The following is a 25,692-nucleotide window of genomic DNA, read 5'->3' as shown; positions in this document are numbered from 1 at the left end:
AAGACTGGGGCCCGTGACGCACGAAGTCGACAAGTCCAGGGCATGGTTCGACCGGGCCGCCGCCGTCACACCCGGCGGCGTGAACTCCCCGGTGCGGGCGTTCAACTCGGTGGGCGGCACGCCGCGGTTCATGGTGCGCGGCGAGGGTGCCCACCTGTGGGATGCCGACGGCAACCGCTACGTGGACCTGGTGTCCTCGTGGGGGCCGATGATCCTCGGGCACGCGCATCCGGCGGTGGTCGAAGCCGCACGCGCCGCCGCGAGTTCCGGCCTGTCGTTCGGCACGCCGACGATCGGTGAGGTCGAGCTGGCCGAGGAGATCATCGACCGCGTCGATCCGGTCCACCAGGTGCGGCTGGTCAACTCGGGTACCGAGGCGACGATGAGCGCGATCCGGCTGGCCCGCGGGTTCACCGAGCGCGCCAAGATCGTCAAGTTCGCCGGCTGCTACCACGGGCACGTCGACGCGCTGCTCGCTCAGGCCGGCTCGGGTGTCGCGACGCTCGGGCTGCCGACCTCGCCCGGTGTGACCGGTGCGCAGGCCGCGGACACCATCGTGTTGCCCTACAACGACATCGAGGCCGTGCGGCAGTCCTTCGCGGACAACCCGGACTCGATCGCGGCGATCATCACCGAGGCCGCCGCGGGCAACATGGGCGCGGTCGCGCCGGAGGGCGACTTCAACGCCAAGCTGCGGGAGATCGCGCACGAGCACGGCGCGTTGCTGATCATGGACGAGGTCATGACCGGCTTCCGCGTGTCGAAGTCCGGCTGGTTCGGCGTCGAGGGCGTGCCCGGCGACCTGTACACGTTCGGCAAGGTCATGTCCGGCGGGCTGCCCGCCGCGGCGTTCGGCGGCCGCTCCGACGTGATGGCGCGGCTGGCCCCGACCGGCCCGGTCTACCAGGCGGGCACGCTGTCCGGGAACCCGGTCGCGGTGGCCAGCGGCCTGGCGGCCCTGCGCGCGGCCGACGACGAGGTGTACCGCAAGCTCGACTCGAACTCGCAGCGTCTGGGCGCCCTGTTCACCGAGGCGCTGACCAAGGCGGGCGTGCCGCACCACGTGGCATACGCGGGCAACCTGCTCAGCGTGTTCTTCCGCGAGGAGCCGGTGCGGAACTACCACGACGCCACCAGTTCCGACACCTGGCGCTTCCCGCCGTTCTTCCACGCGCTGCTGGAGCGCGGCGTGTACGGCCCGCCGAGCGCGTTCGAGGCGTGGTTCGTCAACGCCGCGATGGACGACGCCGCGTTCGAGGTCATCGAAGCCGCGCTGCCGTCGGCCGCGAAGGCAGCTGCGGAGGCTCGCCAGTGACGACGATCGTCCACCTCCTGCGTCACGGCGAAGTGCACAACCCCGACGGGATCCTCTACGGCCGCCTGTCCGGGTTCCACCTCTCCGAACGCGGCCGCCGCCAGGCACTGACCGTGGCCGAAGCGGTCGCCGCGCACGACATCACGGTGGTCGTCGCCTCACCGCTGCAGCGCGCGCAGGAGACGGCGGCGCCGATCGCTGCGGCCCACCGGCTCGACGTGCGGACCGACGAGCGGCTCATCGAAGCGGGCAACCAGTTCGAGGGCCAGCGGGTCGCGGTCGGCGACGGCGCGCTGCGCCGGCCGCGGCACTGGAACAAGCTGCGCAACCCGTTCCTGCCGTCGTGGGGCGAGCCGTACGTGGAGATCGCGCACCGGATGCTCGGCGCGGTCCAGCGGGCCCGCGCCGCGGCCGAGGGCCACGAGGCGCTGTGCGTGTCGCACCAGCTGCCGATCTGGACGCTGCGCCGGTTCCTCGAAGCGAAGCCGCTGTGGCACGACCCGCGCCGCCGCCAGTGCTCCCTGGCCTCGCTGACGAGCCTGGTGTTCGACGGCGAGAAGCTGGTGGACATCGTCTACAGCGAGCCCGCCGGCGCCACCGATCCGAAGGTGACCGGGGCATGAGGCGGGTCCTCGCGGCCGTACTGGCCGCCGCGTTCGTGCTCACCGGGTGCAGCACCGGCGACGACGCGGTCTCGCAGGGCAGCAACTTCCAGTTCGTCGCGCCGGGTGGCAAGACCGACATCTTCTACGAGGGCGCCGACCGGCAGCCGATCCCGGAGATGTCCGGTGACGACCTCATGAACGAGGGCAAGACGATCTCGGTGGCCGACTACGCGGGCAAGGTCGTCGTGCTCAACATCTGGGGCCAGTGGTGCGCGCCGTGCCGCACCGAGGCGCCGGAGCTGGAGAAGCTCCACACGCGGACCCGGGCGCAGGGCGTGCAGGTGCTGGGGCTCGACGTGCGGGACGACGACCGGTCGGCGCCCCAGGACTTCGTCCGCAACCGGCAGCTGACCTACCCCTCGATCTACGACGCGCCGGGCCGCAGCCTGCTCAAGCTCTCCGGCTACCCGCGCAACGCGGTGCCGTCCACGATCATCCTGGACAAGCAGCAGCGGGTCGCCGCGGTCTACCTGAGGTCCATCCTGGCCGCCGACGTGCTGCCGGTGGTCCAGCGGCTGGCGGCGGAGTAGCCGGAGCGCAGGTACACGCCGGAGGCCAGCGCCCCGCCGAAGAGCAGGAGCGCGGTACCCGCGACGGTCGGGGCGTAGTGCGGGGCCCGCGTCCACAGCTGGATCGCGGTGGCCGCGGCCGCGGTGGACGACGCCAGCACGACGCCGCCCAGCCAGGCGCCCCACGGCCCGGCGTCGCGCACGACGATCACCAGCACCGCGAGCACGCCCGCGATCTGGACCGCGGGCAGGTTCGCCACCTCGGGCCGCGCGGGCAGGTGGTCCAGCCACAGCACGAACCCGGCCGAGCCCAGCACGCCGACGGCCGCGGGCAGCACACCGGTCCACCACCCGAACCGCAGCGCGAGCCACGGCGCGGCCGCGGTGAACCCGCAGCAGAGCAGGAACGGCAGCGACTCCCAGGCGAGATCGACGCGAGAGATCTCCCACACCAGCGGTGCCCCGACCAGCACGGACAGCGACGTGTGGGCACGCAGCGAAATCGTCATGCCGGGAAAGGTAGGGTGGCGGCCGCGGTGCCCGCTTCGGTCGATCAGCTCGACCGCCTCGGCCGATCGGCCGAGGCCAGCCCGGTGAACTCACACCGAACTCACTGCTTACCCTCGAACCGTGAACTCCGTGACCGAGCTGGCGACCTCCGGGCCGCTGCTGCTCGCCGCCGGGGTCGCCCTGGTCGCCGGCGCCATCTCGTTCGCCTCGCCGTGCGTCGTGCCGCTCGTGCCGGGTTACCTCGCCTATCTCGCCGCGCTGGTCGGTGCCGACGCGCCCGCCATCACCGCGGAGGAGGAGCGCAAGAAGGGCCGCTACGCGGTCGTCGGCGCGGCCGGCCTGTTCGTGCTCGGTTTCACCGTCGTCTTCGCGGCTGGCGTGGGCAGTCTGGTGTGGCTGGCCGACGCCCTGCTGGTCAACCAGGACCTGCTGCAGCGCGTCGGGGGCGTGGTCACCATCGCGATGGCGCTGGTGTTCCTCGGCCTCATCCCGGCGCTGCAGCGTGACGTCCGCTCGCACCGGGTCCCGCGCGGCGGCCTGCTGGGCGCGCCGCTGCTGGGCGCCGTCTTCGGCCTGGGGTGGACGCCGTGCATCGGCCCGACGCTGTCCGGGGTACTCGCGCTCGCGGCGGGCACCGGCTCCAGCGGTGCCCGCGGGTTCCTGCTGGTCCTGGTCTACTGCCTCGGTCTCGGCCTGCCGTTCCTGCTCATCGCGTTCGGCGCCCGCTGGGCCGTGCGCGCCACCGACTGGCTGCGCCGCAACGGCCGCCGGGTCCAGATCTTCGGTGGGGCGCTGCTGCTCGTCGTCGGGGTGCTGCTGGTCACCGGCCTGTGGGGAGATCTGGTGAGCTGGATGCGCAACGCCTTCGTGACGGACACGGTGCTGCCGCTGTGACCGCCACCCAAGCACCGCCGGAACCCAAGCCGTACCGGAACTCGCCGGGCAGGCGCGTCCTGGCGTTCCTGCGCAACACCTGGCGCGGGCTCACCGCGATGCGCACCGCGCTGATCCTGCTGTTCCTGCTCGCGCTCGCCGCGCTGCCCGGCGCGCTGCTGCCGCAGCGCACGCTCAACGCCCCGAAGACCGCGGAGTACATCGCCGCACACGGCTGGTGGGGCACGCTGCTGGACCGCCTGCAGTTCTTCGACGTCTACTCCAGCGTCTGGTTCTCGGCGATCTACCTGCTGCTGATGATCTCGCTGATCGGCTGCCTGCTGCCGCGCAGCGTCGAGTACTTCAAGGCGATGCGCGCCAAGCCGGTGCTGACGCCGCGCAACCTGTCGAGGCTGCCGCACTTCAGCGGGGCCACCACCGACCGCGACGCCGACGACGTCCTGGCCTCCGCCAGCGCCCGCCTCAAGGGCTGGCGCACGGTCGAGCGCGAGGAGGCCGACGGCGCCCGCACGATCAGCGCCGAGCGCGGCTACCTGCGCGAGACCGGCAACCTCGTCTTCCACTTCGCGATGCTCGGCCTGATCCTCGCGTTCGCGCTGGGCAAGATGTACACCTACGAGGGCCAGGTGATCGTCCAGGCCGACGGGTCCCAGTTCTGCAACTCCGGGATCTACGCCTACGACTCGTTCACCCCTGGCCTGCGTGTCGACGGCACCGAGCTGGCGCCGTTCTGCGTCAAGGTGAACGACTTCTCCGCCGAGTACACCGAGGCGGGCCAGCCCGTCCAGTACAAGTCGAACGTCCAGTACCAGGCCGGCGCCGATCTGGAGAGCGGCACCTGGCGCGACTACCTGCTCGAGGTCAACTCACCGCTGCGCCTGGCGGGTGACCGGGTCTACCTGCTGGGCAACGGGTGGACGCCGATCTTCACGGTCACCTGGCCGGACGGCGCCGAGCGCACACTGGCGACCCAGTGGCGCCCGACCGACCCCACCGGGACCCTCAACGAGGGCGCGACCAAGTTCGCCGACCCGCCCGGCATCACCGACCCGTTCGAGCGGCGCACCAAGCAGATCGCCATCACCGGGCTGTTCGCGCCGGACGGACTGCTGCACGGCGGCGTGCTCACCGGCGGCGGCCCGGAGCAGACCAACCCGATGGTCGCGATCGACGTGATGCGCGGGGACCTCGGGCTCGACTCCGGGCAGAGCCAGTCGATCTTCTCCATCGACCAGTCCATGGTGGACGACGGGCGCCTGACCAGGGTGGCCCGCTCGAACCTCGGTGTCGGCCAGACGGTCACCCTCGACGACGGCACCGTGGTGCGGTTCGACGGGGTGCAGCGCTACGTGTCGCTGCAGATCTCGCACGACCCCACCCAGACGTACGTGCTCGGGTTCGCCATCGCCATGCTGCTGGGTCTCGGGTTGTCGTTGGTGATCAAACGCCGCAGGCTGTGGGTGCGGGTCGTCCCGGGCGGCGGGTCCGGGACGGGTACCTTGGTCGAGGTGGGCGGGCTCGCCCGCACCGACCAGGCGGGCTACGGCGAGGAGTTCACCCGGATCGCGGAAGAGCTGCTCACAGGCAAGAAGAAGAGGTAGGCAATGCCGGTCAACGAGACCTTGTCCCAGTACTCCGACTGGTCTTACACCACCGCCACCGCCATCTACGTCCTGGCGCTGGTCTTCTTCCTCATCGAACAGTCCTTCGGCGCCAAGGGCCGCCAGGCGGCGCAGCGCACCCGCGAGCGCGCTCGCGAACTGGTCGGCGCAGGCGGTCCGGACACGACCGAGTCCGTCACCCCTCCGGTGGAAAACGCGTCGGCCCGCGCCGCGCGGGGCCGGGCGGAGCGTGTCGGCCGGATGGGTGCCGCGCTGACGATCCTCGGTGCCGTGCTGCACCTGGCCGCGCTGGTGCTGCGCGGGCTGGCGACGCACCGCGTGCCGTGGGGCAACATGTACGAATACATCATGGCGGTGACGTTCATCGCCGTGGTGACCTGGCTGGTGGTGATCCGCAAGTTCCCGGCCCGCCACCTGTCCGGATTCCTGCTGCTGCCGGTCGTGATCCTGATGTTCGTCGGCGGCACGATGCTCTACACCGTGGCCGCCCCGGTGCAGCCGGCGCTGCAGTCGTACTGGCTGACCATCCACGTGTCCGCGGCCGCCGTGTCCTCCGGTGTCTTCCTGGTGCCCGGCGTGGCCAGCATCTTCTACCTGCTGCGCACGGCGCACGAGCGCGACCCGAAGCGCTTCGCCCGGTTCGGTGCTCGGCTGCCGTCCTCGGAGGTGCTCGACCGCATCGCCTACCGCACCACCGTGTTCGCGTTCCCGCTGTTCACCTTCGGCGTGCTGTGCGGCGCGGTGTGGGCCGAGGCCGCGTGGGGCCGGTTCTGGGGCTGGGACCCCAAGGAGACCACCGCGTTCATCGCCTGGGTCGTCTACGCGGCGTACCTGCACTCGCGGGCCACGGCGGGCTGGCGCGGCACGCGTGCCGCGGTGATCAACGTCGTCGGGTTCGCGGTGACGGTGTTCAACCTGTTCTTCGTCAACCTGGTCACGACGGGTCTGCATTCCTACGCCGGGGTCGGCTGATGACCGAGCCGCGAGAGCCCGAGTCCTACTTCTCCGACGAACGCACCGACTCCAGCTCGCACCCGGCGCAACCGCCCCCGCAGCGACCGCCGCAGCCCGGCTACGACCCCAACCTGCCCCCGCTGCAGCAGCAGTACGGGCAACCGCAGCAGTACCCCTATCCGCCCCTCCCGCAACCGTCCCGGCCGCGTCACGCCGCGCCGGAGCGGGCGGTGCGGCCGCCGAAGCGCGTGCCCCAGTCGGGTTGGCGCAAGGCCGTCTACGTCGCCTCCGGCAAGCTGATCAACCCGGGGGAGAGCCCGCTCGAACAGCGTCAGCGCGAGCTGGTCGCGCGCGTGAACCAGCCGCTGCGCGGGTGTTTCCGGATCGCGATGCTGAGCCTCAAGGGCGGTGTCGGCAAGACCACCATCACCACCACGCTCGGCTCGACGTTCGCCGCGCTGCGGGGGGACCGGGTGATCGCGGTGGACGCCAACCCGGACCGCGGCACGCTGTCGCAGAAGATCCCGATCGAGACCACCGCGACGGTGCGGCACCTGCTGCGGGACGCGGACAAGATCACGCGCTACAGCGACGTGCGGGCCTACACCTCACAGGGCGCCAGCAGGCTGGAGATCCTCGCCAGCGAGCAGGACCCGGCGGTGTCGGAGGCGTTCTCCGAGGGCGACTACCTGCGTGCGGTGAACGTGCTGGAGCACTTCTACAACATCGTGCTCACCGACTGCGGCACCGGTCTGATGCATTCGGCGATGAAGGGCGTCCTGGACGCGGCCGACTCACTGGTCGTGGTCTCGTCGGGCTCGGTGGACGGTTCGCGCAGCGCGTCGGCCACCTTGGACTGGCTGGACGCCCACGGCTACGGCGACCTGGTGAAACGCTCGATCACCGTGATCAACTCGGTGCGGCCCAGGGCGGGTTCGGTGGACCTGGACAAGCTGGCCGCCCACTTCGCGGCCCGGACCCGCGCGGTCTGCCGGATCCCGTTCGACCCGCACCTGGAAGAGGGCGCGGAGATCGAACTGGAGCGCCTGACCCCCGAGACGCGGCTGGCGCTCCTGGAACTCGCCGCGACGATGGCGGACGCGTTCCCGGGTAAACGGTAGGTCAGTCGTCTTCGGACTTCTTCGGCTGCTGCTCACCGAGTTTGCGCAGGAAGTCGGGGTCGTCGTCGGGCGCCACGGGGGTGCGCGAGGCCACCCCGACGCGTTCGGGGCCGAAGGCTCGCCACAACAGGACAGCGATGGTGAGCGCTCCGATCGCTGCGAGCAGGTAGATCATGCCCGCTCCCTTCCGAGTGCGTTGGCGCGGAACTGCTTCAACCGAGGGTAACCCCTCCGCTGTGAGTTCCGGTTGACGCGCTCGGGCCCCGCGGGTCCCGGCCTGTCGCGCCGGTCCGCGGGGTCTCGCTTCGTGCTCAGACGCGGGACGGCTCGTTGGCGTCCGTGGTGAGCTCGGCCAGCAGGGCGTTGACTTCGGTCTCCCGGAAGCGCCGGTGCCCACCCGGGGTGCGGATCGAGCCGATGCGGCCCGCGGTCGCCCACCGGGTCACGGTCTTCGGGTCCACCCTGAACAACGCGGCGACTTCGCCGGGCGTCAGCAGGCGCCCTCCCGTGCTCGCGGTCATTTTCCGCCTCCTTCACGACCAACCTGCTAAACCGGAGGTCGAAACCCCGGTTCACTCAACGGCGCAATCGTGGCATCTCACCCGCCAGGTACTCGAACGGTTGTCGAAGAGTAAAGGGTAAGTAATGGACAAAACGCCCAGCTTGCGGACGCTAAGTATGCCCCCGCGCGGCGTCCGCCGCCGTTGGGTAAAGGGCCGCCTAGGCTGGTCGTCGTGGACTCCCTGGATCGCAAGATCATCGCCGCGCTGCGCCTGAACGGCCGGGCCACCTATGCGGAGCTGGGCAGAACCGTGGGCCTGTCCGCGTCGTCCGTGCACGAGCGCGTCGGCAAGCTCGAAGCGGCCGGTGTGATCACGGGGTACCACGCGACGGTGAACCCGAGCACGGTCGGCCTTGGCGTGACGGCGCTGGTCGGGATCCAGCCCACCGAGTCCGCCGACGACAACGAGGTCGCCGACGAGCTGGGCACCCTCGACGAGGTCGAAAGCTGCTACGCGGTGGCCGGTGACGAGGCGTTCGTGGTCAAGGTCCGGGTGCCGACGGTCGACGAGCTGGAGCACACGCTGGGCCGCCTGCGCCGCATCGGCGGGGTGGCGCGCACGCGGACCACGGTGGTGCTGTCGACGCGGTTCGAGGGCCGTCCGAACAACACGGTGCTCGAAGATCCGCCACCGGGCGGCGCGTAGGCTCGGCAGACGTGAGCGAGACTCGGACTCATCTGGGCCGCGACCTGACGCTTTACCTCCTCGCGCGGTTCGGGCTGGTCGTCGTCGTGGCGGTCGTGCTCGTCCTGGTGAAGGTGCCGTTGCTGGTCGCCGTCGCCGTCGGTGTGGTGGTGGGCCTGCCGGTCGGGCTGCTCGCGTTCCGCGGGCTGAACGCGCGGGTCACCGCCGGTCTCGCGGTGCGCAACGAGCACCGGGCCCGTGAGCGGGCGAAGCTGCGTGCCCAGTTGCGGGGCGAGGATGCCGCCGACGAGTAGGGCGTGGGTGCGTGAGGCGATCCGCCTCATCGAGGCCGACGCCAACCGCAGCGCCGACACCCACCTGCACTGCTTCCCGCTGCCGCCCGAGTGGGGCGTGGACCTGTACTTGAAGGACGAGTCGGTGCACCCGACGGGCTCGCTCAAGCACCGGCTGGCCCGGTCGCTGTTGTTGTATGCGCTGGTCAACGGGCAGATCGGCCCGGACACGACGTTGATCGAGGCGTCCAGCGGGTCGACCGCGGTGTCCGAGGCGTACTTCGCCCGCATGCTCGGCCTGGAGTTCGTCACGGTGGTGCCGCGCCGCACCAGCCGGGAGAAAATCGAGCTGATCGAGTTCTACGGCGGCCGGTGTCACTTCGTCGACATTCCGTCCGCGATGTACACGGAGGCCGAACGGCTCGCCGCCGAGTGCGGTGGGCACTATCTGGACCAGTTCACCTACGCCGAGCGCGCGACCGACTGGCGCGGCAACAACAACATCGCGGAGTCGGTGTTCGCCCAGATGCGCGCCGAACGGCATCCGGTGCCATCCTGGATCGTCGTGGGCGCGGGCACGGGCGGGACGAGCGCGACCTTCGGCCGGTACGTGCGTTATCGCAGGCACACCACGAAAATCGCGGTGGCCGACCCGGAGAACTCGTCGTTCTATGGTGCGTGGGAAACCGGCGCGATGGACTACACCACGGGCATGCCCTCACGCATCGAAGGCATCGGCAGGCCGCGCGTGGAGCCGAGTTTCGTGCCGACGGTGATCGACCACATGATCCAGGTCCCCGACGCCGCGTCGATGGCCGCGATCAGGTTGTTGCGGGAACGCACCGGCCACTGGGCGGGCGGCTCGACCGGCACCGCGCTGTACGCGGCCTTCGAGATCATCGCGGGAATGCTCGAAGCGGGCCAGGTGGGCAGCGTGGTGACCCTCATCTGCGACGGCGGCGAACGCTACGCGCACACCTACTACAACGACGCGTGGATCACCGGCCAGGGCTTCGACCTCGACCCGCACATGGCCCGCATGGAACGCTTCCTCGACACCGGCAAGTGGACCCCTTAGCCGACGCAGACCTCACGCGCTCACGCACGCAACCCCCACGAAACCGCCACCCGGCAACGCAAGGCGACCCACCCCCGAACCAGCCCCCTCCCGCAACCCGATCCCCCGCCAAAGACACTGAAAGATCGGGTCCGGGAGGGACAACGCCGGCGCGAAGCGCTCGGCCCGGGCGTAGCGAAGCGAAGCCCGGTGCCCTGGATACGCGCGTAGCGCAAAACCCGCGTAGCGCCAGAGCCAGAGCCAGAGCCTAAGAAACCCCCAGCCCCACCGCGGTCAGCACCGACCAGGCCAGCATCGCCAGCCCGGTGTCCTTCAACACGGGAATCAGCCGCGGCCCGGTCCCACCACTGGTGATGGCCCGCACCGGCACCACGAACATCGGCGCCGTGACCAGCGCGATCAACACCCACGGGTGCCAGACCCCGAGCAGCACCGAAACGACGTAGGGCACCGCGATCAGCGCCAGGTACAACCGGCGGGTGCCGCCGTCACCCAGACGGACGGCGAGCGTCACCTTGCCCGCCACCCGGTCGGTCGGGATGTCCCGGAGGTTGTTGGCCACGAGCACGGCCATCGAGAAGCATCCGACCGCCACCGCGGCGCCGAGCGCCTCCCAGCTGATGGTCCCGGCCTGCACGTACACGGTTCCGAGCACGGCGGCCAGGCCGAAGAAGATGAACACCGCGAGCTCGCCGAGCCCCGCGTAGCCGTAGGGTTTGCGGCCGCCGGTGTAGAACCAGGCGCCGAGGATGCACGCGGCGCCCATCGCGAGCAGCCACCACCGCCCGGTGACCGCGACCAGGACGAGCCCGGTGACCCCGGCGACGGCGAAGCAGGTCAGTGCCGCGGTCAGCACGAGTTTGGGCGCCGCGGCACCGGATCCGACCAGGCGCAGCGGCCCGACCCGGTCGGCGTCGGTGCCGCGGATGCCGTCGGAGTAGTCGTTGGCGAAGTTGACGCCGATGATCAGCGCGAGCGCCACGAGGAGCGCGAGCACCGACTGCCACCAGGAGAAGGCCCCCAGCTGGACCGTCGCCCCCACGCCCGCCACCACCGGTGCCACCGCGTTCGGCAGCGTGCGGGGACGGGCACCCTCGATCCATTCGGTCACAGTCGCCATGACTGCATTCTCGTCGAGCGCGCCTACTCCCCGGTGACCGGGACGGACCAGGTGAGGGTGCCGGAGTCCGGCTGGGGCGGTCCGGCCGCCGCGGTGCCGGTCACCGTGAGGACGGCGAGGGCGGCTCCTACCGCCGCGACCAGGAAACGTTTGAGCGAGATCATGGGCTAACTGAAAAGCGGTCCGCGCGCTGTGTCAACCAACCGGGGGAAAAATCTGCTCCGCGACCGCCGTCCGGTCGATTTTGCCGGGCCCGCGGAGCGGGAGTGTGGTAACGAACTCGACTCGCTTCGGCACGGCTGCCGCCCCGGCCTCGGACCGGACCGCGGTCCGGAGGTCGTCGACGCTGGGCCCGTCACCCTCGGGGATGACCGCGGCAGCCACGATCTGCCCCCATTCGGGGTCCGGCAGACCCACGACGCATGATTCCCGTACTCCGGGCAGGGCTGTGATCAGGCGTTCCACCGCGGCGGCGGACACCTTGACGCCGCCGGTGTTGATCACGTCGTCCATGCGGCCGAGCACTTCGAGGCGCCCGCCGCCGAACCGTCCGCGGTCGCCGGTGCGGAACCATTTCCCGTCGAAGGCGTCCGCGGTGAGGTCGGGCCGCAGGCGGTAGCCGTGAGTGAGAACGGGCCCGGTGAGCAGGACGCGGCCGTCGTCGGCGATGCGCACGTCGACCCCGTCGAGCGGGACGCCGTCGTAGACGCAGCCGCTGGCCGTCTCGCTCATCCCATACGCCGGGACGATCCGCACGCCTGCTTCTCCGGCGCGGGCGCCCAGGGCCGGGGTCGTGGCGGCGGCGCCGATGATGATCGCGTCGAACGCGCGGGCCGCGTCCAGGCCGGCGCCGCCCGCGTCGAGTAGGCGGGTGAGCTGGGTCGGGACCATCGCGGTGTAGCGCGGCCCGTCCCCGGCGAGCACCGGCCGCGCGGCCTCGGCGAAGCGTTCCGCCCGGAACGGCCCCGGCGGCAGGACCGCGAACGGCTGCCCGGCGACCATCGACCGGACCAGCACCTGCAGGCCGCCGATGTAGTTCGCCGGGGTGGCGAGCAACCAGCGCCCCGGCCCCCCGAGCCGGGCGTGCGTGGCGGTCGCCGAGGCCCGTAGCGCCTCCGCGGACAGCAGGACGCCCTTGGGCTCCCCGGTGGACCCGGACGTCGCGATGATCACCGCGGTCCCCGGTTCCACCGGCTGGTCCGGCCGCATCCCCGCGAGCAGCGCGGAAGCCTTCGGATCGCCGCCGTCGAGGGGCAGGACCGCGTCACCCCCGTCGAGCGCCGCGGCGACCGCCCCGGCCAGCTCGTCGACCGATTCCGGACCCCGCAGCCACACTTCACGCACGGTTGTCGAGCGTAGACGCCGCTACCCTGGGAGGACCCGCCACGCCCGCGTTCTCGTGGAGGGGGTGCGGTGCCCTCGGGGACCGGTTCGACGTTGCGGCGAATCCGTCACGCCCGTGGAAAGTCCCTCGCCGTCGTCGCCGGGCTCACGGGGATTTCCCCGTCGTACCTGTCCCGGCTCGAATCCGGTGACCGGGCGCTCGACCGCCGATCCCTGATCGTCGCGCTGGCCGGCGCCCTCGACGTGGCACCGGGCGACCACCGTGGACCCGGCCCGCCAGGCGAGCCGGATCGCGCGGCAGGCCGCCGAACGGCTCGATGAGCCTGTCGCGCGCGGCACGTCGCTCGGACTGCCTGCCGCCGGATGCTTCGACGTGGCGTCACGCGCCCTCCAGGCGGTGGAGTTGCCACTGGTCGATCGGGACGAATTGCAGCTGTCCGGTTCGCTGGCGCTGGCTTCGTCCCTCGTGTCGGTGGCGCAGAGGATCCGGCCGAACGCAGGGCGAGGGCCCGCGTTGGCCAGGCCCTCGAAACGCCGCGATGAGGCGGTGCGGATGATCCGGCGCGCGGAGCTGCTCCCACCCGCGCACGTCCTGCGGCGCCCGGTCACGATCTCGGTGATCGGTGAGGTGCTCACGAAGACCAAGGATGATGCCGTCGGCCGGCAGCTGCGTGGCATCGCCTACCGGGCGGGCCTGCCGGTTTAGTCCGTTCGGGTGGTCGCCACGCGCAAGCTATCCCCGCCGCACGTCAGTAGTAGTAAGGAAACCCGGACCAGTCGGGGTCCCGCTTCTGCAGGAAGGCGTCCCGCCCCTCGACCGCCTCGTCCTGCATGTAGGCCAGACGGGTGGTTTCGCCCGCGAAGACCTGCTGTCCGACGAGCCCGTCGTCGATCAGGTTGAACGAGTATTTGAGCATCCGCTGCGCGGTCGGGGATTTGCCGAGGATTTCCCAGCCCCACTGCAGCGCCTCCGCCTCCAACGAGGCGTGCGGCACGACCGCGTTGACCGCCCCCATGTGGTGCATCTGCTCGGCGGTGTAGTCGCGGCCCAGGAAGAAGATCTCCCGCGCGAACTTCTGCCCCACCTGGCGCGCCAGGTACGCCGAGCCGAACCCGCCGTCGAACGAACCCACGTCGGCGTCGGTCTGCTTGAAGCGCGCGTGCTCGGCCGAGGCGAGCGTGAGGTCGCACACCACGTGCAGCGAGTGCCCGCCGCCCGCGGCCCAGCCCGGCACCACCGCGACCACGACCTTCGGCATGAACCGGATCAGCCGCTGGACCTCCAGGATGTGCAGGCGGCCCGCCCGCGCCGGGTCGACCGTGTCGGAGGTCTCGCCGCTCGCGTACTGATAGCCGGACCGACCGCGAATACGCTGGTCACCACCGGAGCAAAACGCCCACCCACCGTCCTTGGGCGAGGGACCGTTCCCCGTCAGCAGGACACAGCCGACATCGGAGCTCATCCGCGCGTGGTCCAGAGCGCGGTACAGCTCGTCGACGGTGTGCGGGCGGAAGGCGTTACGAACCTCGGGGCGGTCGAACGCGACGCGCACGACGCGTTTGCCGGAGCGGGCCTCGACGGAACGGTGGTAGGTGATGTCGGTGAAACCGAAACCCTCGATTTCGGTCCAGACGGACGGGTCGAACAGCTCGGAAACCTGGGCGTCATGCACGTTTGGGAGAATAGGCCGTGTGACTGTGGTGACGGGTGACACGCCGGGCGGTGGCCGGTGAATCCGTCGACCGCGCAGGCCAAGGTGATCGTGGACGAACTGGTCCGCAACACCGTCTCGCACGTGGTCCTCTGCCCGGGCTCGCGCAACGCACCGCTGTCGCTGGCGCTCTACGACGCGGCCTCCGCCGGGCGCCTCCAGCTGCACGTCCGCATCGACGAGCGGGGCGCGGGCTTCCTCGCGCTCGGCATCGCGGCGCGCACCGGCCGCCCGGTCGCGGTGGTCTGCACCAGCGGCACCGCGGCCGCGAACTTCCACCCCGCGGTCCTGGAGGCCGATCGCGCCGGGGTGCCGCTGATCGTGATGACCGCCGACCGCCCGCCGGAGCTGCGGGCCGCGGGCGCGAACCAGGTGATCGAGCAGCAGCGGCTCTACGGCGGCGCGGTGCGCTACTTCGACGAGCTGGCCGTCGCCGAGCGGCGCGGTGGCCAGAACGCGTACTGGCGCAGCCAGATCTGCCGGGCCTGGAACGCGGCCTACGGCGAGTGGCGGTGCGGTCCGGTCCACCTGAACGTCCCGTTCCGCGAGCCGTTGGTGCCCGACGGTGACGGTGAGTGGTTCGAGTCGCTGGAGGGCCGCCCCGGCGGTGAGCGCTGGACGGAGCTGCCCGACTTCGGTGCGCTGCCGTCGTTCGTGGTGCCGTCGTCGCGCTGTGGACTGGTGATCGCGTGTGACAGTGGCGTGCGCGCGGCCGGTGAGTGGGGTGAGCAGCACGGCTGGCCGGTGATCTCCGAGACCGGCGGGCTGGGCCTGCACGGGTCGTCGGCGATCTCGTCGGGGGTGTGGCTGCTCGGCGCCGAGGAGTTCATCCGGCGGCACAAGCCGGAGCAGGTGCTGTGCCTGGGGCGGCCGACGGTGTTCCGGCAGATCCAGCAGCTGCTGTCGGACGCCGACGTCGAGGTGCTGCTGGTGCGCCCGGACTCGGACTGGCCCGCGCCCGCGCACAACGTCCGGCAGGTCGGGCAGTGGTTCGACTCGCCGACCAAGCCGGCCGATCCGGAGTGGCTGGCCGCGTGGCAGCGCGCGGACGGTGCCGCGAGCCGGGCCGTGAGCGCCGCGTTGCGGCAGGAGCAGTGGCCCAGCGGGCTGCGGCTGGCGTCGGAACTGGTCGACGCCCTGCCGTCGGACGCGCTGCTGGTGGTCGGCTCGTCGAATCCGGCGCGGGATGTGGCGCTGGCCGGGCGGATGCGCCCGGACGTGCTGGTGCACCGCAACCGCGGTGTGGCGGGCATCGACGGCACGGTGTCGACGGCCATCGGGGCGGCGTCGGTGCACCGCGGCCAGTCCTACGCGCTGCTCGGCGACCTGACCTTCCTGCACGACGTCAACGGCCTGCTCGCGGGGCCGCCGGAGACGCGCCCGGACCTGACGATCGTGGTGCTCAACGACGACGGCGGCGGCATTTTCTCGCTGCTGGAACAGGGTGCCCCCGAGCACAGGGACGCGTTCGAGCACGTCTTCGGCACCCCGCACGGCGCGGACCTCGCGTCGTTGTGCGCGGGGTTCGGCATCCCGCACGTGCGGGCCGGGACGATCGGGGAGTTCCGCGAAGCGGTCCGCCCGGCCCCTGGCCTGCGTGTCGTGGAGGTGCAGGTGGACCGTTCGCGTCACCGCGACCTGCACACCCGCATCCACACCGCGGTCTCCGCGGCTCTCGCCTGACCGGTGGTCCGGGGAGTGGGAAACCATCTTTCGGCCGTGTCCGGTGAGAAGGTTTCTCGCTAGCGTGCCCGCATGCGTCTGCGAACTCGCGCCGGCCTGGGGGCCGTGACCACTGGAATGGCGACCGTTCTGCTCGCCGCCACCGCCACTGCCGCGCCCGCTCCGGGTGCCGCCGGCGCGGGCGATCCGTACTACCCGTTCGCGGGCAATGGTGGCTACGACGTCGCGCACTACGACGTCCGACTCACCTACCAGCCCGCGACCGACCAGCTGTCCGGCACGACGACCATCCTCGCGACCACCACGCAGGAGCTGTCCAGCTTCGACCTGGACTTCGGCCTCGCGGTGCGCGAGATCCGCGTGAACAACGTGAACGCGACCTTCCGGACCGTCCGCGAAGGTGAGCTGGAGGTCACCCCGGCGAAGCCGCTCGCCGGGAACCAGCCGGTCACCGTGGTCGTCACCTACGCCGACACGCCCTCCACCGTGACCATCGACGGCCACACCGCCTGGAAGAAGACCCCGGACGGCGCGCTCGCCGTGGACGAGCCGCAGAACGCCCAGTGGTGGTATCCCTCCAGCGACCACCCCACGGACAAGGCGAGCTACGACATCTCGGTCGAGGTGCCCGACGACGTCGCCGCCCTGTCCAACGGCACCCTCGTCCGCAAGACCAAGAACCGGGCGGGCTGGACGCGCTGGAACTGGCGCAGCACGCAGCCGCAGAACACCTACGCCACCACGCTCGAGGTCGGGAAGTTCGAGGTCAACGAGGCCACGACCCCGAGCGGGCAGCCGTTCGTCACCGCCTACGACCCGACCACCGGCGACTCGCTGGGCGCGGCCAGGGCGAGCGTCGAGCGCACCCCGGAGATCATCGAATTCCTGGCGAGCCAGTTCGGCGAGTACCCGTTCGAGGCGCAGGGCGGCGTCGTGAGCACCGGCTTGTCCTTCGCGCTGGAAGCCCAGACCCGGCCGGTGTACAGCGACAAGTTCTTCGTCTCCGGCACCAACACCTCCGTCGTGGCGCACGAGAACGCCCACCAGTGGTTCGGCGACTCGGTGTCGCTGGGCCGGTGGAGTGACATCTGGCTCAACGAGGGCTTCGCCAGCTACGCGGAGTACCTGTGGTCGGAGCACCAGGGTGAGGGCACCGCGGCCGAACTGGCGCAGTACGTCTACGACTCCTACCCGGCGGACGACGCGTTCTGGCAGGTCCTGCCCGGCGACCCGGGCGCGGCCAACCAGTTCGACGACGCCGTCTACGACCGCGGCGCGCTCGCGGTGCAGGCGCTGCGTACCGAGGTCGGCGACGAGGCGTTCTTCACGATCCTGCGCACCTGGGTCGCCGAGCACCGCGGCGACGACGCCCGTATCAGCGATTTCGTCGCACTGGCCGAACAGGTTTCCGGCAAACCGTTGCAGCAGCTGTTCCAGACCTGGTTGTTCACCGCGGGCAAGCCGTCCACCGGCCCGAACGGCACCACCGCACTGCGTGCGGCGGCGCAGCCGAAGTCGTATCCGGCGATCCAGCGCACGCACCAGCAGCTGGCGGCCGGAGAGAGCCGTTAACCCGGACCTTCTATGCTCGGACGAGTGACGGCGAGAACTCTGCGGTGGCTGAGGATCGGCCGTCGCTGCGTGCTCGCCGTCGCCGTCGTGATCACCGTGTTGTGCGCGGGACTGCTGCTCGCGGCGATCCGCAACGACCAGGCGATCACCGGCAACCTGGGCACGGCGACGGCCGAGGTCGACGCCGTCACGTGGGACCGGACGATCATTCGCTTCGAAACGCCCGACGGTGTCGTGCACAGCCCGAACAACGGGGTGCTCTACCCGAGCGGCCTGGTCGCGGGTGATCTGGTGCGCATCGAGTACGACGCGGCCGACCCCGACCTGGCGCGCGTCGCGGGCCGCACCGCGACGTTGACCCTGCTGCCGCTGGGCAGCACGGTCCTGATCACCTGGCTGGTCGCCGTCGCGGTGTCCTGGGTGATCGGTCAGCGCCTGCGCCGCACGGCGCCGCGGACACCGGAGGCCGTGGCCGACGACGCCCCGGTCACATCCGGCTGAGCGGAGGGCCCGATGCGCAGCGTGACCTACTCGCTGACCACCTCGCTGGACGGCTACATCGTCGGGCCGGACGGCCGCTTCGACTGGGCGGCTCCCGACGAGGAGGTGTTCCGCTTCGCCACCGACGAGGTTCGCGACCTCGGCGTTCACCTCATGGGGCGGCGGCTGTACGAGACGATGCTGTACTGGGAGACCGCCGGGCGGAAGCACTCCCTCGACGAGGCGGAACTGGAGTTCGCCGCGCTCTGGAACGCACTGCCCAAGGTCGTGTTCTCCACCACGCTGCGGGAGGTCGAGGGCAACGCGCGCCTGGCGACCGGCACGGTGGCGGAGGAGATCGAGCGGTTGCGGACCGGGCCGGGGGACGGCGCCATCGGAGTCGGCGGCGCGACCCTCGCCGCCGAGGTGGCCGCTGCGGGGCTGCTCGACGAGTACCGGATCAGGGTTCTCCCCGTGCTGGTCGGCGGCGGCACGCCGTACTTCGACCATCGCGACCGCCGGGTGGATCTCGAACTCGTCGAGACGCGCACGTTCAGCTCGAAGGTCGTTTTCCTCCACTACCGCGTGGTGCGCTAGAAGCCCTGTCGCGGCGGGTGGATCTGCTGCTGGGGGTACTGCCGCATCTGCTGCGGCGCGTATCCCGGCTGCGGTTGCTGGTACCCGGCCGGGTACGCCGGTGCCTGCGGCATCGGGGCCTGCCGCACCGGCGCCTGCTGCTGCATCTCCTGCACCTGCCTGGCCTCGTCCTTGGTCAGCTTGTTCGTCATGCCGCAGAAGGTGCACACCGTGAAGTACTTCGAGTTGATCGGGAACAGCGGGATGAAGAACAGCGTGAACTTCGTGACGGCGCGGCGCAGGGCGTGCGCGCTCGGGTTCTGGCACTGGCCGCACAGGTACGTCGCGGTCGCCAGTTCCTGGACGCTGCTGCGCCAGCCGTAAATCAGCATGGGTTCGTCTCCCGGGTCCGTGATCTTCTCGGGCCTAGGACGCGCGGATCTCCCGTTCGGTTTCCTGCCACCAGGACAGGACTTCCTCGGCGACGCTCGGGGCGGCGACGAGCAGGCCGTCGGTCGGCAGCCTGCTGCCTTCGCCGCGCCGGTCCAGCACGACGGCGCCCGCTTCGATGGCGAGCGCGACCGAACCGGCCACGTCCCATTCGTGGTAGCTGTGCAGCACCGCGGCGATGGCGTGCCCGAGCGCGACCTGCGCGATCGACAGTGCGGCCGAGCCGAGTACCCGCACGCCGGCGTGGGCCTCGGCGGCGCGCTCGATGAACGAGCCCATGCCCGGCCACGGCCCCTTGCGGGCCAGCTCGGTGCACACGATCGACCCGGCGATCCGGTTGCGGTCGACCAGTTTGACGGGTTTGCCGTTGGCCCGCGTGCCGCGGCCGCGGGCGGCGGCGTAGATCTGGGCGCGGTAGGGGTCGGCGACCACGCCGACGACCGGTCCGGAGACGTCGACCAGCGCGAGGCTGAAGGCGCACCACGGTACCCCGGCCACGTAGTTGGCGGTGCCGTCGACCGGGTCGACCACCCACCGGTAGGTCGCGACGTCGGCGCCGATGTCGGCACCGAACTCGCCGCCGACCACCGGAATGCCGGGGAACTCGGCGGTCAGCACGCGGCGCGTGTGCCGTTCCAGGATGCGGTCGGTGTCGGTGACCCAGTCGAACGGCGAGTCCGCGACGTCGGGGTGGGCGCCACGGCCCGCGGTCGCGGTGATCACGTCGGTGGCGTCGTTGGCCAGCCGTCCGGCGACCTCGAGCGCTCGCGACAGCAAGCCCGGTTCGACCGGCTGGGGCGGGCGGGCGGAGAGGAGGGTCACGCTCGCCGAGTGTGGCGGTGGGAGATGTCCGGTACGCGACACCCAGGTGAAGCGGAGAAAGCTTCGTGAAGTTCCAGCACCGTTGGTCCCGACGTCACGCGGCCTTCGCCGGGCGAACCGGACCGGGTGTCACGGTGATCCCCGTGCGAGTCGCCATCGTCACCGAAAGCTTCCTTCCGCAGGTGAACGGCGTGACCAACTCCGTGCTGCGGGTCATCGAGCACCTGGCCGACACCGGGCACGACGTCATGGTGGTCGCACCGGGGCTCGCCGGGCCGTCGCACTACCGCGGGGCTCCCGTGGTGCGGATCCCGGCGCTGGACCTTCCGGTGGTCAACTCCCTGCCGATCGGCCTGCCCACCCGCACGGTGCTGACCGCGCTCACCGCGTTCGGCCCGGACGTGGTGCACCTCGCTTCGCCGTTCGTCGTCGGGGCGCGCGGTCTGGCCGCGGCGCGGCGCCTGCGGGTGCCCTCGATCGCGGTGTTCCAGACCGACATCGCCGGGTTCGCCACCGCCTACGGGCTCGGGCTCGGCGCGCGGGCGGCGTGGCGGTGGGTGCGGCGGCTGCACGCCAAGGCGGACCGGACGCTGGCGCCGTCCACCCAGTCGGTCGAAGACCTGCGTGAGCACGGCATTCCGCGCGTCCACCGGTGGGGCCGCGGCGTCGACGTCGAACGGTTCTCACCCGCGCACGCCGATCCGGATCTGCGGGCGAAGCTGGCGCCGGACGGAGAGCTGCTGGTCGGGTTCGTCGGCCGCCTCGCGCCGGAGAAGGAGGTCGGCAGGCTCGCCGCGCTGGCCGGGATGGACGGGGTGCGGCTGGTGGTCGTGGGCGACGGGCCGGACCGTGAGGAGCTGGCCGAACGGCTGCCCGGCGCCGCCTTCCTCGGCGCGCGCTACGGCGACGAGTTGTCCACCGCCTACGCGAGCCTGGACGTGTTCGTCCACACCGGCCCGCACGAGACGTTCTGCCAGGCGGTGCAGGAGGCGATGGCCTCCGGGTTGCCGGTGCTGGCGCCGGACGCGGGCGGTCCGCGCGATTTGGTGCTGCCCGGCCGCACCGGGTACCTGCTGCCACCCGATCCCGAAGCCTTCGGTGAGGAACTCGTGCGGCGCGTGCGGGACCTGCGGGACCCCGCGCTGCGTGAGCGGCTGGGCACGAAGGCCCGCAAGGTGGTGCTGGGCCGGACGTGGCCCGCGGTGTGCGCGGAGCTGGTGAACCACTACGAGGTGGTCACCGGCCGCGTCGCGCGCGCCGCCTGATGCCATGCACATCGTCCAGCTGGCGAACTTCTACGGTCCCCGCTCCGGGGGCCTGAAAACGGCGTTGCACCACCTCGGCGCCGGGTACGTGGCCAGCGGCCACCACGTGACGCTGGTCGTGCCAGGCCACCACGCGGCGGAGGAACAGCTGCCGACCGGGGTGCGGCGGATCAGCCTGCCCGCACCGAAGATCCCCGGCACCGGCGGCTACCGCGCGGTCGACCCGTACCGCGTTCGTGTGCTGCTGTCGGCGCTGCGCCCGGACCGGCTGGAGGTGTCGGACCGGCTGACGCTGCGCGGGATGGGTGTGTGGGCGCACCGCCACGACGTGCCCAGCGTGGTGATCTCGCACGAGCGACTGGACCGGCTGCTGGAGCAGTTCCTGGTGCCCGGACCGCTGGCGCGTCGCGTCGCCGACACCGCCAACCGGCGCATGGCGGGCAACTACGACACGGTGGTCTGCACCACGTCCTTCGCGCGGGAGGAGTTCGACCGGATCGGGGTCGCCAATGTGCGGCAGGTGCCGCTGGGCGTCGATCTCGCCGCGTTCCGTCCTGGCTACCGAGACGCTTCGTTACGCGGCGAACTCGCGGCGGGCGCGGACGCTCTGCTCGTCCACTGTGGACGTCTGTCGCCGGAGAAGCACGTGGAGCGCAGCGTGGACACGGTCGCCGAGCTGACCGAGTCCGGCGACCGGGTGCGGCTGGTGATCGCCGGGGACGGGCCACGCCGCCGCGCGCTGGAGCGGCGGGCGCGCGGGCTGCCGGTGACGTTCCTCGGGTTCGTGTCCGACCGGACCGAGGTGGCGCGGCTGCTGGCCAGCGCGGACGTCTCGCTCGCGCCGGGCCCGCACGAGACGTTCGGACTCGCGGCCCTGGAGGCGCTGGCGTCCGGGACACCCGTGGTGGTGTCGCAGTCTTCGGCGCTGCGGGAGATCGTGCGGCCCGGGTGCGGCGCCGCGGTGGCCGATCTGCCGGTCGCGTTCGCCACGGCCGTGACCGGGCTGCTGGAGAGTCCGGAAGACCTGCGACGTGCGGCTTCGCGGGCGCGCGCGGAGGAGTTCGCCTGGCCCGCGAGCGTGCGGGGGATGCTCACCGTTCTCGGGCACCGCCACCCTCAATCGAGGCGCGAGCGCCGCGGCTAGTCTTCAAAGATGAGCCGCGCCAGCCTGGACAAGGATCCGCACGAGGTCGCCGCCATGTTCGACGGCGTCTCGAAGGGCTATGACCGGGCGAACTCGGTCATGACCTTCGGGTTCGACCGGCGCTGGCGCACGACGACGTCCCGCGTCCTGGACGCCCGGCGCGGCGAGAAGGTGCTCGACCTCGCGGCGGGCACCGGGGTGTCCACCGCCGAGTACGCCCGCGGCGGCGCGTGGTGCCTGGCCGCGGACTTCTCACTGGGCATGCTGCGCAGCGGCAAGCACCGCCGGGTCCCGATGGTCGCCGCCGACGCGCTGCACCTGCCGTTCGCCGACGGCAGCTTCGACGCCGCGACGATCAGCTTCGGCCTCCGCAACTTCGTCGACACCAAGGCCGCGCTGGAGGAGATCCTGCGCGTGGTCAAACCGGGCGGGCGGCTGGTCATCTGCGAGGTGTCGACGCCCACGTTCCCGCCGATCCGGTTCCTCTACAAGCGGTTCATTCTGCGGGCGATGACGCTGCTGGGCCGGTTCTCCTCGACCAACCCCGAGGCGTACTCCTATCTGGCCGAATCCATGGCCGCCTGGCACGACCAGCGAAGCCTCGCGCAGATCGTCGCGAGCGCGGGCTGGACCAAGGTGGAGTGGTTGAACCTCACGCTGGGCGTCGTCGCCATCCATCGCGCCGTGCGGCCTTCCGTAGACTCCGAAGCATGACCCAGGACGCTCAGGTAATCGTCGTCGGCGCCGGTCCGGCCGGATCCACGGTCGCGACGTACCTGGCGCGCGCCGGGCTGGACGTCCTGGTGCTGGAGAAGACCGAGTTCCCGCGCGAGAAGGTCTGCGGCGACGGCCTCACCCCGCGCGGCGTCAAGCAGCTCATCGACCTGGGCATCGACACCAGCCAGGACGCTGGCTGGGTGCACAGCCGCGGCCTGCGGATCCGCACCGGCGAGCTGACGCTGGAGCTGGATTGGCCGGAGCTGACCAGCTACCCGCCCTACGGCGTCTCGCGCACCCGCCAGGACTTCGACGACCTGCTGGCGAAGACCGCGGTCGAGGCGGGTGCCCGGTTGGTGGAGCGGACCACCGTGACCGGCGCGATCACCGACGAGCGCACCGGGCGCGTGATCGGCGTGGAAGGCAAGCAGGGGCCCGAGAAGACCCCGGTCCGCTACCACGCGCCGCTGGTGCTGGCGTGCGACGGCGTGTCGGCGCGACTGGCCCGTTCGGTCGGTATCGAGACCGACGAGAAGCGCCCGATGGGCGTCGCCGTGCGGCGCTACTACAAGAGCCCGCGGCACGACGACCCGTTCATCGAGGGCCACCTGGAACTGTGGGACCGCAAGGATCCGCGCAACCCGGAGCTGCTGCCCGGGTACGGCTGGGCGTTCCCGCTCGGCGACGGCACGGTGAACGTCGGGCTGGGCATGCTGTCGACGTCGAAGTCCTTCCGCAACATGGACTACCGCGCCCTGCTGCGCCAGTGGCTGGACTCGACGCCCGAGGAATGGGGCTACCGCGAGGAGAACGCGGTCGGCCGGATCGGCGGCGCGGGCCTGCCGATGGGCTTCAACCGCACCCCGCACTACCGCGACGGCCTGCTGCTGCTCGGCGACGCGGGCGGCATGGTGAGCCCGTTCAACGGCGAAGGCATCTCGGCGGCGATGGAGTCGGCGCAGCTGGCCTCTGAGTTCGTGGTGCAGGCACTGGCCCGCCGCGAGGGCCCGTCACGGGAACGCGCGCTGCACGGCTATCCGCTCGCGTTGAAGGAGCTGATGGGCGGGTATTACCGGTTGGGCAACGTCTTCGCGAAGGCCATCGGCTCTCCGAAGGTGATGCGCGCGGCGACCAGGTACGGGCTGCGGGTGAATCCGCTGATTCCGTTGATCTACAAGGGTTTGTCCGGGTGCTACGACGCCAAGGGCGGCGACGCGGTGGATCGGATGATCTCGATCGCGGCTCGGTTGACTCCGAGCGCTTAGGGTGCGTCTCCTAATTCCGGGCAGCGGTGCGGGAGATCATGATTGCTCCTGCCAGGAGGACGCCGCCGAGGAAGGTCAGGGCGTACTTGTCGTAGCGGGTGGCCACCCCGCGCCACTGCTTCACACGGCCGAATGCCCGCTCGATGGTGTTGCGCTGCTTGTAGATCTCCTCGTCGAACGCCGGTGGTCGGCCGCCGGCGGAGCCTTTGGCCTTCCGGGTGGCGAGCTGGTCACGGCGTTCAGGGATCGTGTGCTTGACCCGGCGTCGGCGCAGTTCTTGGCGGGTCGAGGGGTGAGAGTAGGCCTTGTCGGCCAACAGCCGGACATCGCGCGGCCCGGCGTCGGTGAACGCGGAGGCGAGGTAGTCATCCAGCAGGGGCAGCAACTGGGGGTTGTCTCCGGCTTGTCCGGCGGTCAGTCGCACCGCGACCAGGTCACAAGCCGCGCCGGCCAGCGCGTGGATCTTGGTGGTCAGTCCACCCCGGGAGCGGCCCAGCGCGTGATCGTCGGGCTCGTAGGCCGGATTCGTGTCATTCGAGGCTGCCCCCTGTGTGGTCGGTGGCTGCGGCCAGGGCTCGGCCCGGGATGGTCGGCGCTCCCGCGGCGTGCTGGTGTGCCCGCACGACTGAGGAATCGATCGACAGTAACTCGGCGAGATCGTCGTTCGCGTCGATGCCGCACCTTGACCGCACCACATCGAACATCCGCTGGTAGGTGCCGTCGATGGAGAACCTGTGGTGCCGTTTCCAAACCGTCTGCCATGGCCCGAATTCCTCCGGCAGGTCCCGCCACGGCGACCCCGTCCGGAATCGCCAGGCAATCCCTTCCAGTATCCGGCGGTGATCGGACAGTGGCCGGCCACGCAGGCCCTCCCGCGAAGGCATCAGCGGCGCTACCAACGCCCACAACTCATCCGAGATCACCCCAGCACGAACCACCGGCCGATCATCACCTACAACCAGAACAAACTTTTGGAGACACGCCCTAGGCGGGTGGCCGGGGGCGGCGAACGGTCAACTCGGCGTCGGGAAGGTGGAACTCGCCGAACCTGCCCGCGAGTCCCACGTTCCCCCGCCCGAGTCCTACGTTCCTGAACGTGAGTTCCACATTCGCGTGCGTCAGACGGTCGAAGATGATCTCTGTCACAGCCGTTCGAGGGGTGATCTCACTCGCAAACGGGGGAGGTTGGGCCCTTCGGCCGTGGGTTGCGTCACACGTTTTCCACGTCCGGTGATCACGAAGATCCTTTTAGTGCTGGTCTCGGGCTTATGGGCCTCCACCAGCGGTTCTTTTGGTTAGGTTTGCCTTACCCGAAACACCCCGCGACAACAATGTGAGCCACGTCCTACACTGCACCCATGCTTTGTGAACGGGTTCACAACTTCGCACGGAAG

29 protein-coding genes and 1 pseudogene are annotated in these 25,692 nt (G+C 70.9%); 20 read left to right on the top strand and 10 right to left on the bottom strand.

The genetic code is table 11. The features are described 5' to 3' along the window. Positions 1-13 precede the first annotated feature (13 nt). The 3 genes from hemL to HNR02_RS06620 are packed head-to-tail and all read left to right on the top strand — an operon-like array spanning position 14 to position 2,510. Positions 14-1,315, top strand: coding sequence for a glutamate-1-semialdehyde 2,1-aminomutase (gene hemL / locus HNR02_RS06630; protein WP_179772304.1), 1,302 nt, complete (start codon positions 14-16; stop codon positions 1,313-1,315). Then, the gene (locus tag HNR02_RS06625; RefSeq protein WP_179772303.1) at positions 1,312-1,938 is read left to right on the top strand and encodes a histidine phosphatase family protein; all 627 of its coding nucleotides are present in this window, start codon (positions 1,312-1,314) and stop codon (positions 1,936-1,938) included. The genes hemL and HNR02_RS06625 overlap by 4 nt, the downstream gene beginning before the upstream one ends. Beyond that, positions 1,935-2,510 carry a TlpA family protein disulfide reductase gene (locus tag HNR02_RS06620; protein ID WP_179772302.1) on the top strand — a complete coding sequence of 192 codons (576 nt, stop codon included), beginning with the start codon at positions 1,935-1,937 and terminating at the stop codon, positions 2,508-2,510. Before HNR02_RS06625 ends, HNR02_RS06620 begins: the two co-directional genes overlap by 4 nt. Here the strand turns inward: HNR02_RS06620 and HNR02_RS06615 are convergent. Further along, positions 2,447-2,998: a hypothetical protein gene (locus HNR02_RS06615; RefSeq protein WP_179772301.1), complete on the bottom strand. Its 552-nt coding sequence runs from the start codon at positions 2,996-2,998 to the stop codon at positions 2,447-2,449. The two genes, HNR02_RS06620 and HNR02_RS06615, sit on opposite strands and share 64 nt — an antisense overlap. Before the next feature lie 121 nt (positions 2,999-3,119). On the opposite strand from HNR02_RS06615, the gene HNR02_RS06610 reads away from it, so the two are divergent. The 4 genes from HNR02_RS06610 to HNR02_RS06595 are packed head-to-tail and all read left to right on the top strand — an operon-like array spanning position 3,120 to position 7,590. Continuing rightward, complete coding sequence (locus HNR02_RS06610) at positions 3,120-3,893, top strand: cytochrome c biogenesis CcdA family protein (RefSeq protein WP_179772300.1); 774 nt, start codon at positions 3,120-3,122, stop codon at positions 3,891-3,893. After that, positions 3,890-5,494 carry a cytochrome c biogenesis protein ResB gene (resB, locus tag HNR02_RS06605; protein ID WP_179772299.1) on the top strand — a complete coding sequence of 535 codons (1,605 nt, stop codon included), beginning with the start codon at positions 3,890-3,892 and terminating at the stop codon, positions 5,492-5,494. The genes HNR02_RS06610 and resB overlap by 4 nt, the downstream gene beginning before the upstream one ends. A 3-nt stretch (positions 5,495-5,497) precedes the next feature. Further along, entirely contained in the window at positions 5,498-6,487 is a 990-nt protein-coding gene (gene ccsB, locus HNR02_RS06600) for a c-type cytochrome biogenesis protein CcsB (RefSeq protein WP_179772298.1), read from the top strand. Next, positions 6,487-7,590 (top strand): MinD/ParA family ATP-binding protein, encoded by a 1,104-nt coding sequence (locus tag HNR02_RS06595; protein WP_179772297.1) that lies wholly within the window; start codon positions 6,487-6,489, stop codon positions 7,588-7,590. The genes ccsB and HNR02_RS06595 overlap by 1 nt, the downstream gene beginning before the upstream one ends. A gap of 1 nt (position 7,591) precedes the next feature. Here the strand turns inward: HNR02_RS06595 and HNR02_RS06590 are convergent, their stop codons facing one another. Both HNR02_RS06590 and HNR02_RS06585 read right to left on the bottom strand, forming a co-directional pair. Continuing rightward, the gene (locus tag HNR02_RS06590) at positions 7,592-7,765 is read right to left on the bottom strand and encodes a hypothetical protein (protein ID WP_179772296.1); all 174 of its coding nucleotides are present in this window, start codon (positions 7,763-7,765) and stop codon (positions 7,592-7,594) included. A 136-nt stretch (positions 7,766-7,901) separates the two neighbouring features. Further along, positions 7,902-8,111, bottom strand: coding sequence for a BldC family transcriptional regulator (locus tag HNR02_RS06585; protein ID WP_179772295.1), 210 nt, complete (start codon positions 8,109-8,111; stop codon positions 7,902-7,904). 213 nt (positions 8,112-8,324) lie between these two features. Between HNR02_RS06585 and HNR02_RS06580 the strand changes: the two genes are divergently transcribed. From HNR02_RS06580 to cds1, 3 genes are read left to right on the top strand one after another with little or no spacing between them, the layout of a single operon-like run. Beyond that, positions 8,325-8,798, top strand: coding sequence for an Lrp/AsnC family transcriptional regulator (locus tag HNR02_RS06580; RefSeq protein WP_179772294.1), 474 nt, complete (start codon positions 8,325-8,327; stop codon positions 8,796-8,798). A gap of 11 nt (positions 8,799-8,809) precedes the next feature. Then, positions 8,810-9,091, top strand: coding sequence for a DUF4229 domain-containing protein (locus tag HNR02_RS06575; protein WP_179772293.1), 282 nt, complete (start codon positions 8,810-8,812; stop codon positions 9,089-9,091). Further along, entirely contained in the window at positions 9,075-10,148 is a 1,074-nt protein-coding gene (gene cds1, locus HNR02_RS06570) for an L-cysteine desulfhydrase Cds1 (protein WP_179772292.1), read from the top strand. The genes HNR02_RS06575 and cds1 overlap by 17 nt, the downstream gene beginning before the upstream one ends. A 247-nt stretch (positions 10,149-10,395) precedes the next feature. Here cds1 and HNR02_RS06565 read toward each other — a convergent pair whose 3' ends face one another. The 3 genes from HNR02_RS06565 to menE are packed head-to-tail and all read right to left on the bottom strand — an operon-like array spanning position 10,396 to position 12,612. After that, the gene (locus tag HNR02_RS06565; protein WP_179772291.1) at positions 10,396-11,268 is read right to left on the bottom strand and encodes a 1,4-dihydroxy-2-naphthoate polyprenyltransferase; all 873 of its coding nucleotides are present in this window, start codon (positions 11,266-11,268) and stop codon (positions 10,396-10,398) included. A gap of 23 nt (positions 11,269-11,291) precedes the next feature. After that, positions 11,292-11,432 (bottom strand): hypothetical protein, encoded by a 141-nt coding sequence (locus HNR02_RS06560; protein ID WP_179772290.1) that lies wholly within the window; start codon positions 11,430-11,432, stop codon positions 11,292-11,294. Between the two features lie 31 nt (positions 11,433-11,463). Continuing rightward, positions 11,464-12,612 carry an o-succinylbenzoate--CoA ligase gene (menE, locus tag HNR02_RS06555; RefSeq protein ID WP_179772289.1) on the bottom strand — a complete coding sequence of 383 codons (1,149 nt, stop codon included), beginning with the start codon at positions 12,610-12,612 and terminating at the stop codon, positions 11,464-11,466. 69 nt (positions 12,613-12,681) lie between these two features. On the opposite strand from menE, the gene HNR02_RS35315 reads away from it, so the two are divergent. Together HNR02_RS35315 and HNR02_RS06550 are read left to right on the top strand one after the other, a co-directional pair. Next, positions 12,682-12,933, top strand: coding sequence for a helix-turn-helix domain-containing protein (locus HNR02_RS35315; RefSeq protein WP_312860923.1), 252 nt, complete (start codon positions 12,682-12,684; stop codon positions 12,931-12,933). Continuing rightward, positions 12,875-13,318: a hypothetical protein gene (locus HNR02_RS06550; RefSeq protein ID WP_246338512.1), complete on the top strand. Its 444-nt coding sequence runs from the start codon at positions 12,875-12,877 to the stop codon at positions 13,316-13,318. Before HNR02_RS35315 ends, HNR02_RS06550 begins: the two co-directional genes overlap by 59 nt. Before the next feature lie 43 nt (positions 13,319-13,361). Here the strand turns inward: HNR02_RS06550 and HNR02_RS06545 are convergent, their stop codons facing one another. Next, the gene (locus HNR02_RS06545) at positions 13,362-14,285 is read right to left on the bottom strand and encodes a 1,4-dihydroxy-2-naphthoyl-CoA synthase (protein ID WP_179772288.1); all 924 of its coding nucleotides are present in this window, start codon (positions 14,283-14,285) and stop codon (positions 13,362-13,364) included. A gap of 57 nt (positions 14,286-14,342) precedes the next feature. Here HNR02_RS06545 and menD point away from each other — a divergent pair, with 57 nt between their 5' ends. From menD to HNR02_RS06525, 4 genes are all read left to right on the top strand, one after another. Further along, positions 14,343-16,007, top strand: coding sequence for a 2-succinyl-5-enolpyruvyl-6-hydroxy-3-cyclohexene-1-carboxylic-acid synthase (gene menD, locus HNR02_RS06540; RefSeq protein ID WP_179772287.1), 1,665 nt, complete (start codon positions 14,343-14,345; stop codon positions 16,005-16,007). A gap of 72 nt (positions 16,008-16,079) precedes the next feature. Then, on the top strand, positions 16,080-17,579 hold the full coding sequence (locus HNR02_RS06535) for a M1 family metallopeptidase (protein WP_179772286.1): 1,500 nt from the start codon (positions 16,080-16,082) through the stop codon (positions 17,577-17,579). Between the two features lie 24 nt (positions 17,580-17,603). Further along, positions 17,604-18,080: a DUF3592 domain-containing protein gene (locus HNR02_RS06530; protein WP_376772828.1), complete on the top strand. Its 477-nt coding sequence runs from the start codon at positions 17,604-17,606 to the stop codon at positions 18,078-18,080. A gap of 12 nt (positions 18,081-18,092) precedes the next feature. Further along, complete coding sequence (locus HNR02_RS06525) at positions 18,093-18,656, top strand: dihydrofolate reductase family protein (RefSeq protein ID WP_179772284.1); 564 nt, start codon at positions 18,093-18,095, stop codon at positions 18,654-18,656. Here the strand turns inward: HNR02_RS06525 and HNR02_RS06520 are convergent. Together HNR02_RS06520 and HNR02_RS06515 are read right to left on the bottom strand one after the other, a co-directional pair. After that, on the bottom strand, positions 18,653-19,027 hold the full coding sequence (locus HNR02_RS06520; protein WP_179772283.1) for a zinc-ribbon domain-containing protein: 375 nt from the start codon (positions 19,025-19,027) through the stop codon (positions 18,653-18,655). The genes HNR02_RS06525 and HNR02_RS06520 overlap by 4 nt on opposite strands. A 34-nt stretch (positions 19,028-19,061) precedes the next feature. Continuing rightward, entirely contained in the window at positions 19,062-19,907 is an 846-nt protein-coding gene (locus HNR02_RS06515) for an inositol monophosphatase family protein (RefSeq protein ID WP_179772282.1), read from the bottom strand. Positions 19,908-20,050: 143 nt separating this feature from the next. Between HNR02_RS06515 and HNR02_RS36425 the strand changes: the two genes are divergently transcribed. Genes HNR02_RS36425 through HNR02_RS06495 form a run of 4 tightly spaced genes read left to right on the top strand, consistent with a single transcriptional unit; the run spans position 20,051 to position 24,298 of the window. Next, on the top strand, positions 20,051-21,172 hold the full coding sequence (locus tag HNR02_RS36425; protein WP_312860922.1) for a glycosyltransferase family 4 protein: 1,122 nt from the start codon (positions 20,051-20,053) through the stop codon (positions 21,170-21,172). Positions 21,173-21,176: 4 nt separating this feature from the next. Then, on the top strand, positions 21,177-22,316 hold the full coding sequence (locus HNR02_RS06505; RefSeq protein ID WP_179772280.1) for a glycosyltransferase: 1,140 nt from the start codon (positions 21,177-21,179) through the stop codon (positions 22,314-22,316). Positions 22,317-22,325: 9 nt separating this feature from the next. Continuing rightward, the gene (locus HNR02_RS06500) at positions 22,326-23,030 is read left to right on the top strand and encodes a demethylmenaquinone methyltransferase (RefSeq protein WP_179772279.1); all 705 of its coding nucleotides are present in this window, start codon (positions 22,326-22,328) and stop codon (positions 23,028-23,030) included. Next, positions 23,027-24,298: a geranylgeranyl reductase family protein gene (locus tag HNR02_RS06495; RefSeq protein WP_179772278.1), complete on the top strand. Its 1,272-nt coding sequence runs from the start codon at positions 23,027-23,029 to the stop codon at positions 24,296-24,298. The genes HNR02_RS06500 and HNR02_RS06495 overlap by 4 nt, the downstream gene beginning before the upstream one ends. Here the strand turns inward: HNR02_RS06495 and HNR02_RS06490 are convergent. Continuing rightward, a pseudogene (locus tag HNR02_RS06490) lies at positions 24,295-25,236 on the bottom strand (IS5 family transposase). The gene HNR02_RS06495 and the pseudogene HNR02_RS06490 overlap by 4 nt on opposite strands. Between the last annotated feature and the right edge of the window lie 456 nt (positions 25,237-25,692).

Origin of the sequence: Amycolatopsis endophytica (genome assembly GCF_013410405.1) — a bacterium.
Lineage (GTDB): Bacteria > Actinomycetota > Actinomycetes > Mycobacteriales > Pseudonocardiaceae > Amycolatopsis_E > Amycolatopsis_E endophytica.
The sequence above is the reverse complement of the archived record's forward strand: the minus strand, read 5'-3'. Positions and strand labels throughout refer to the sequence as shown.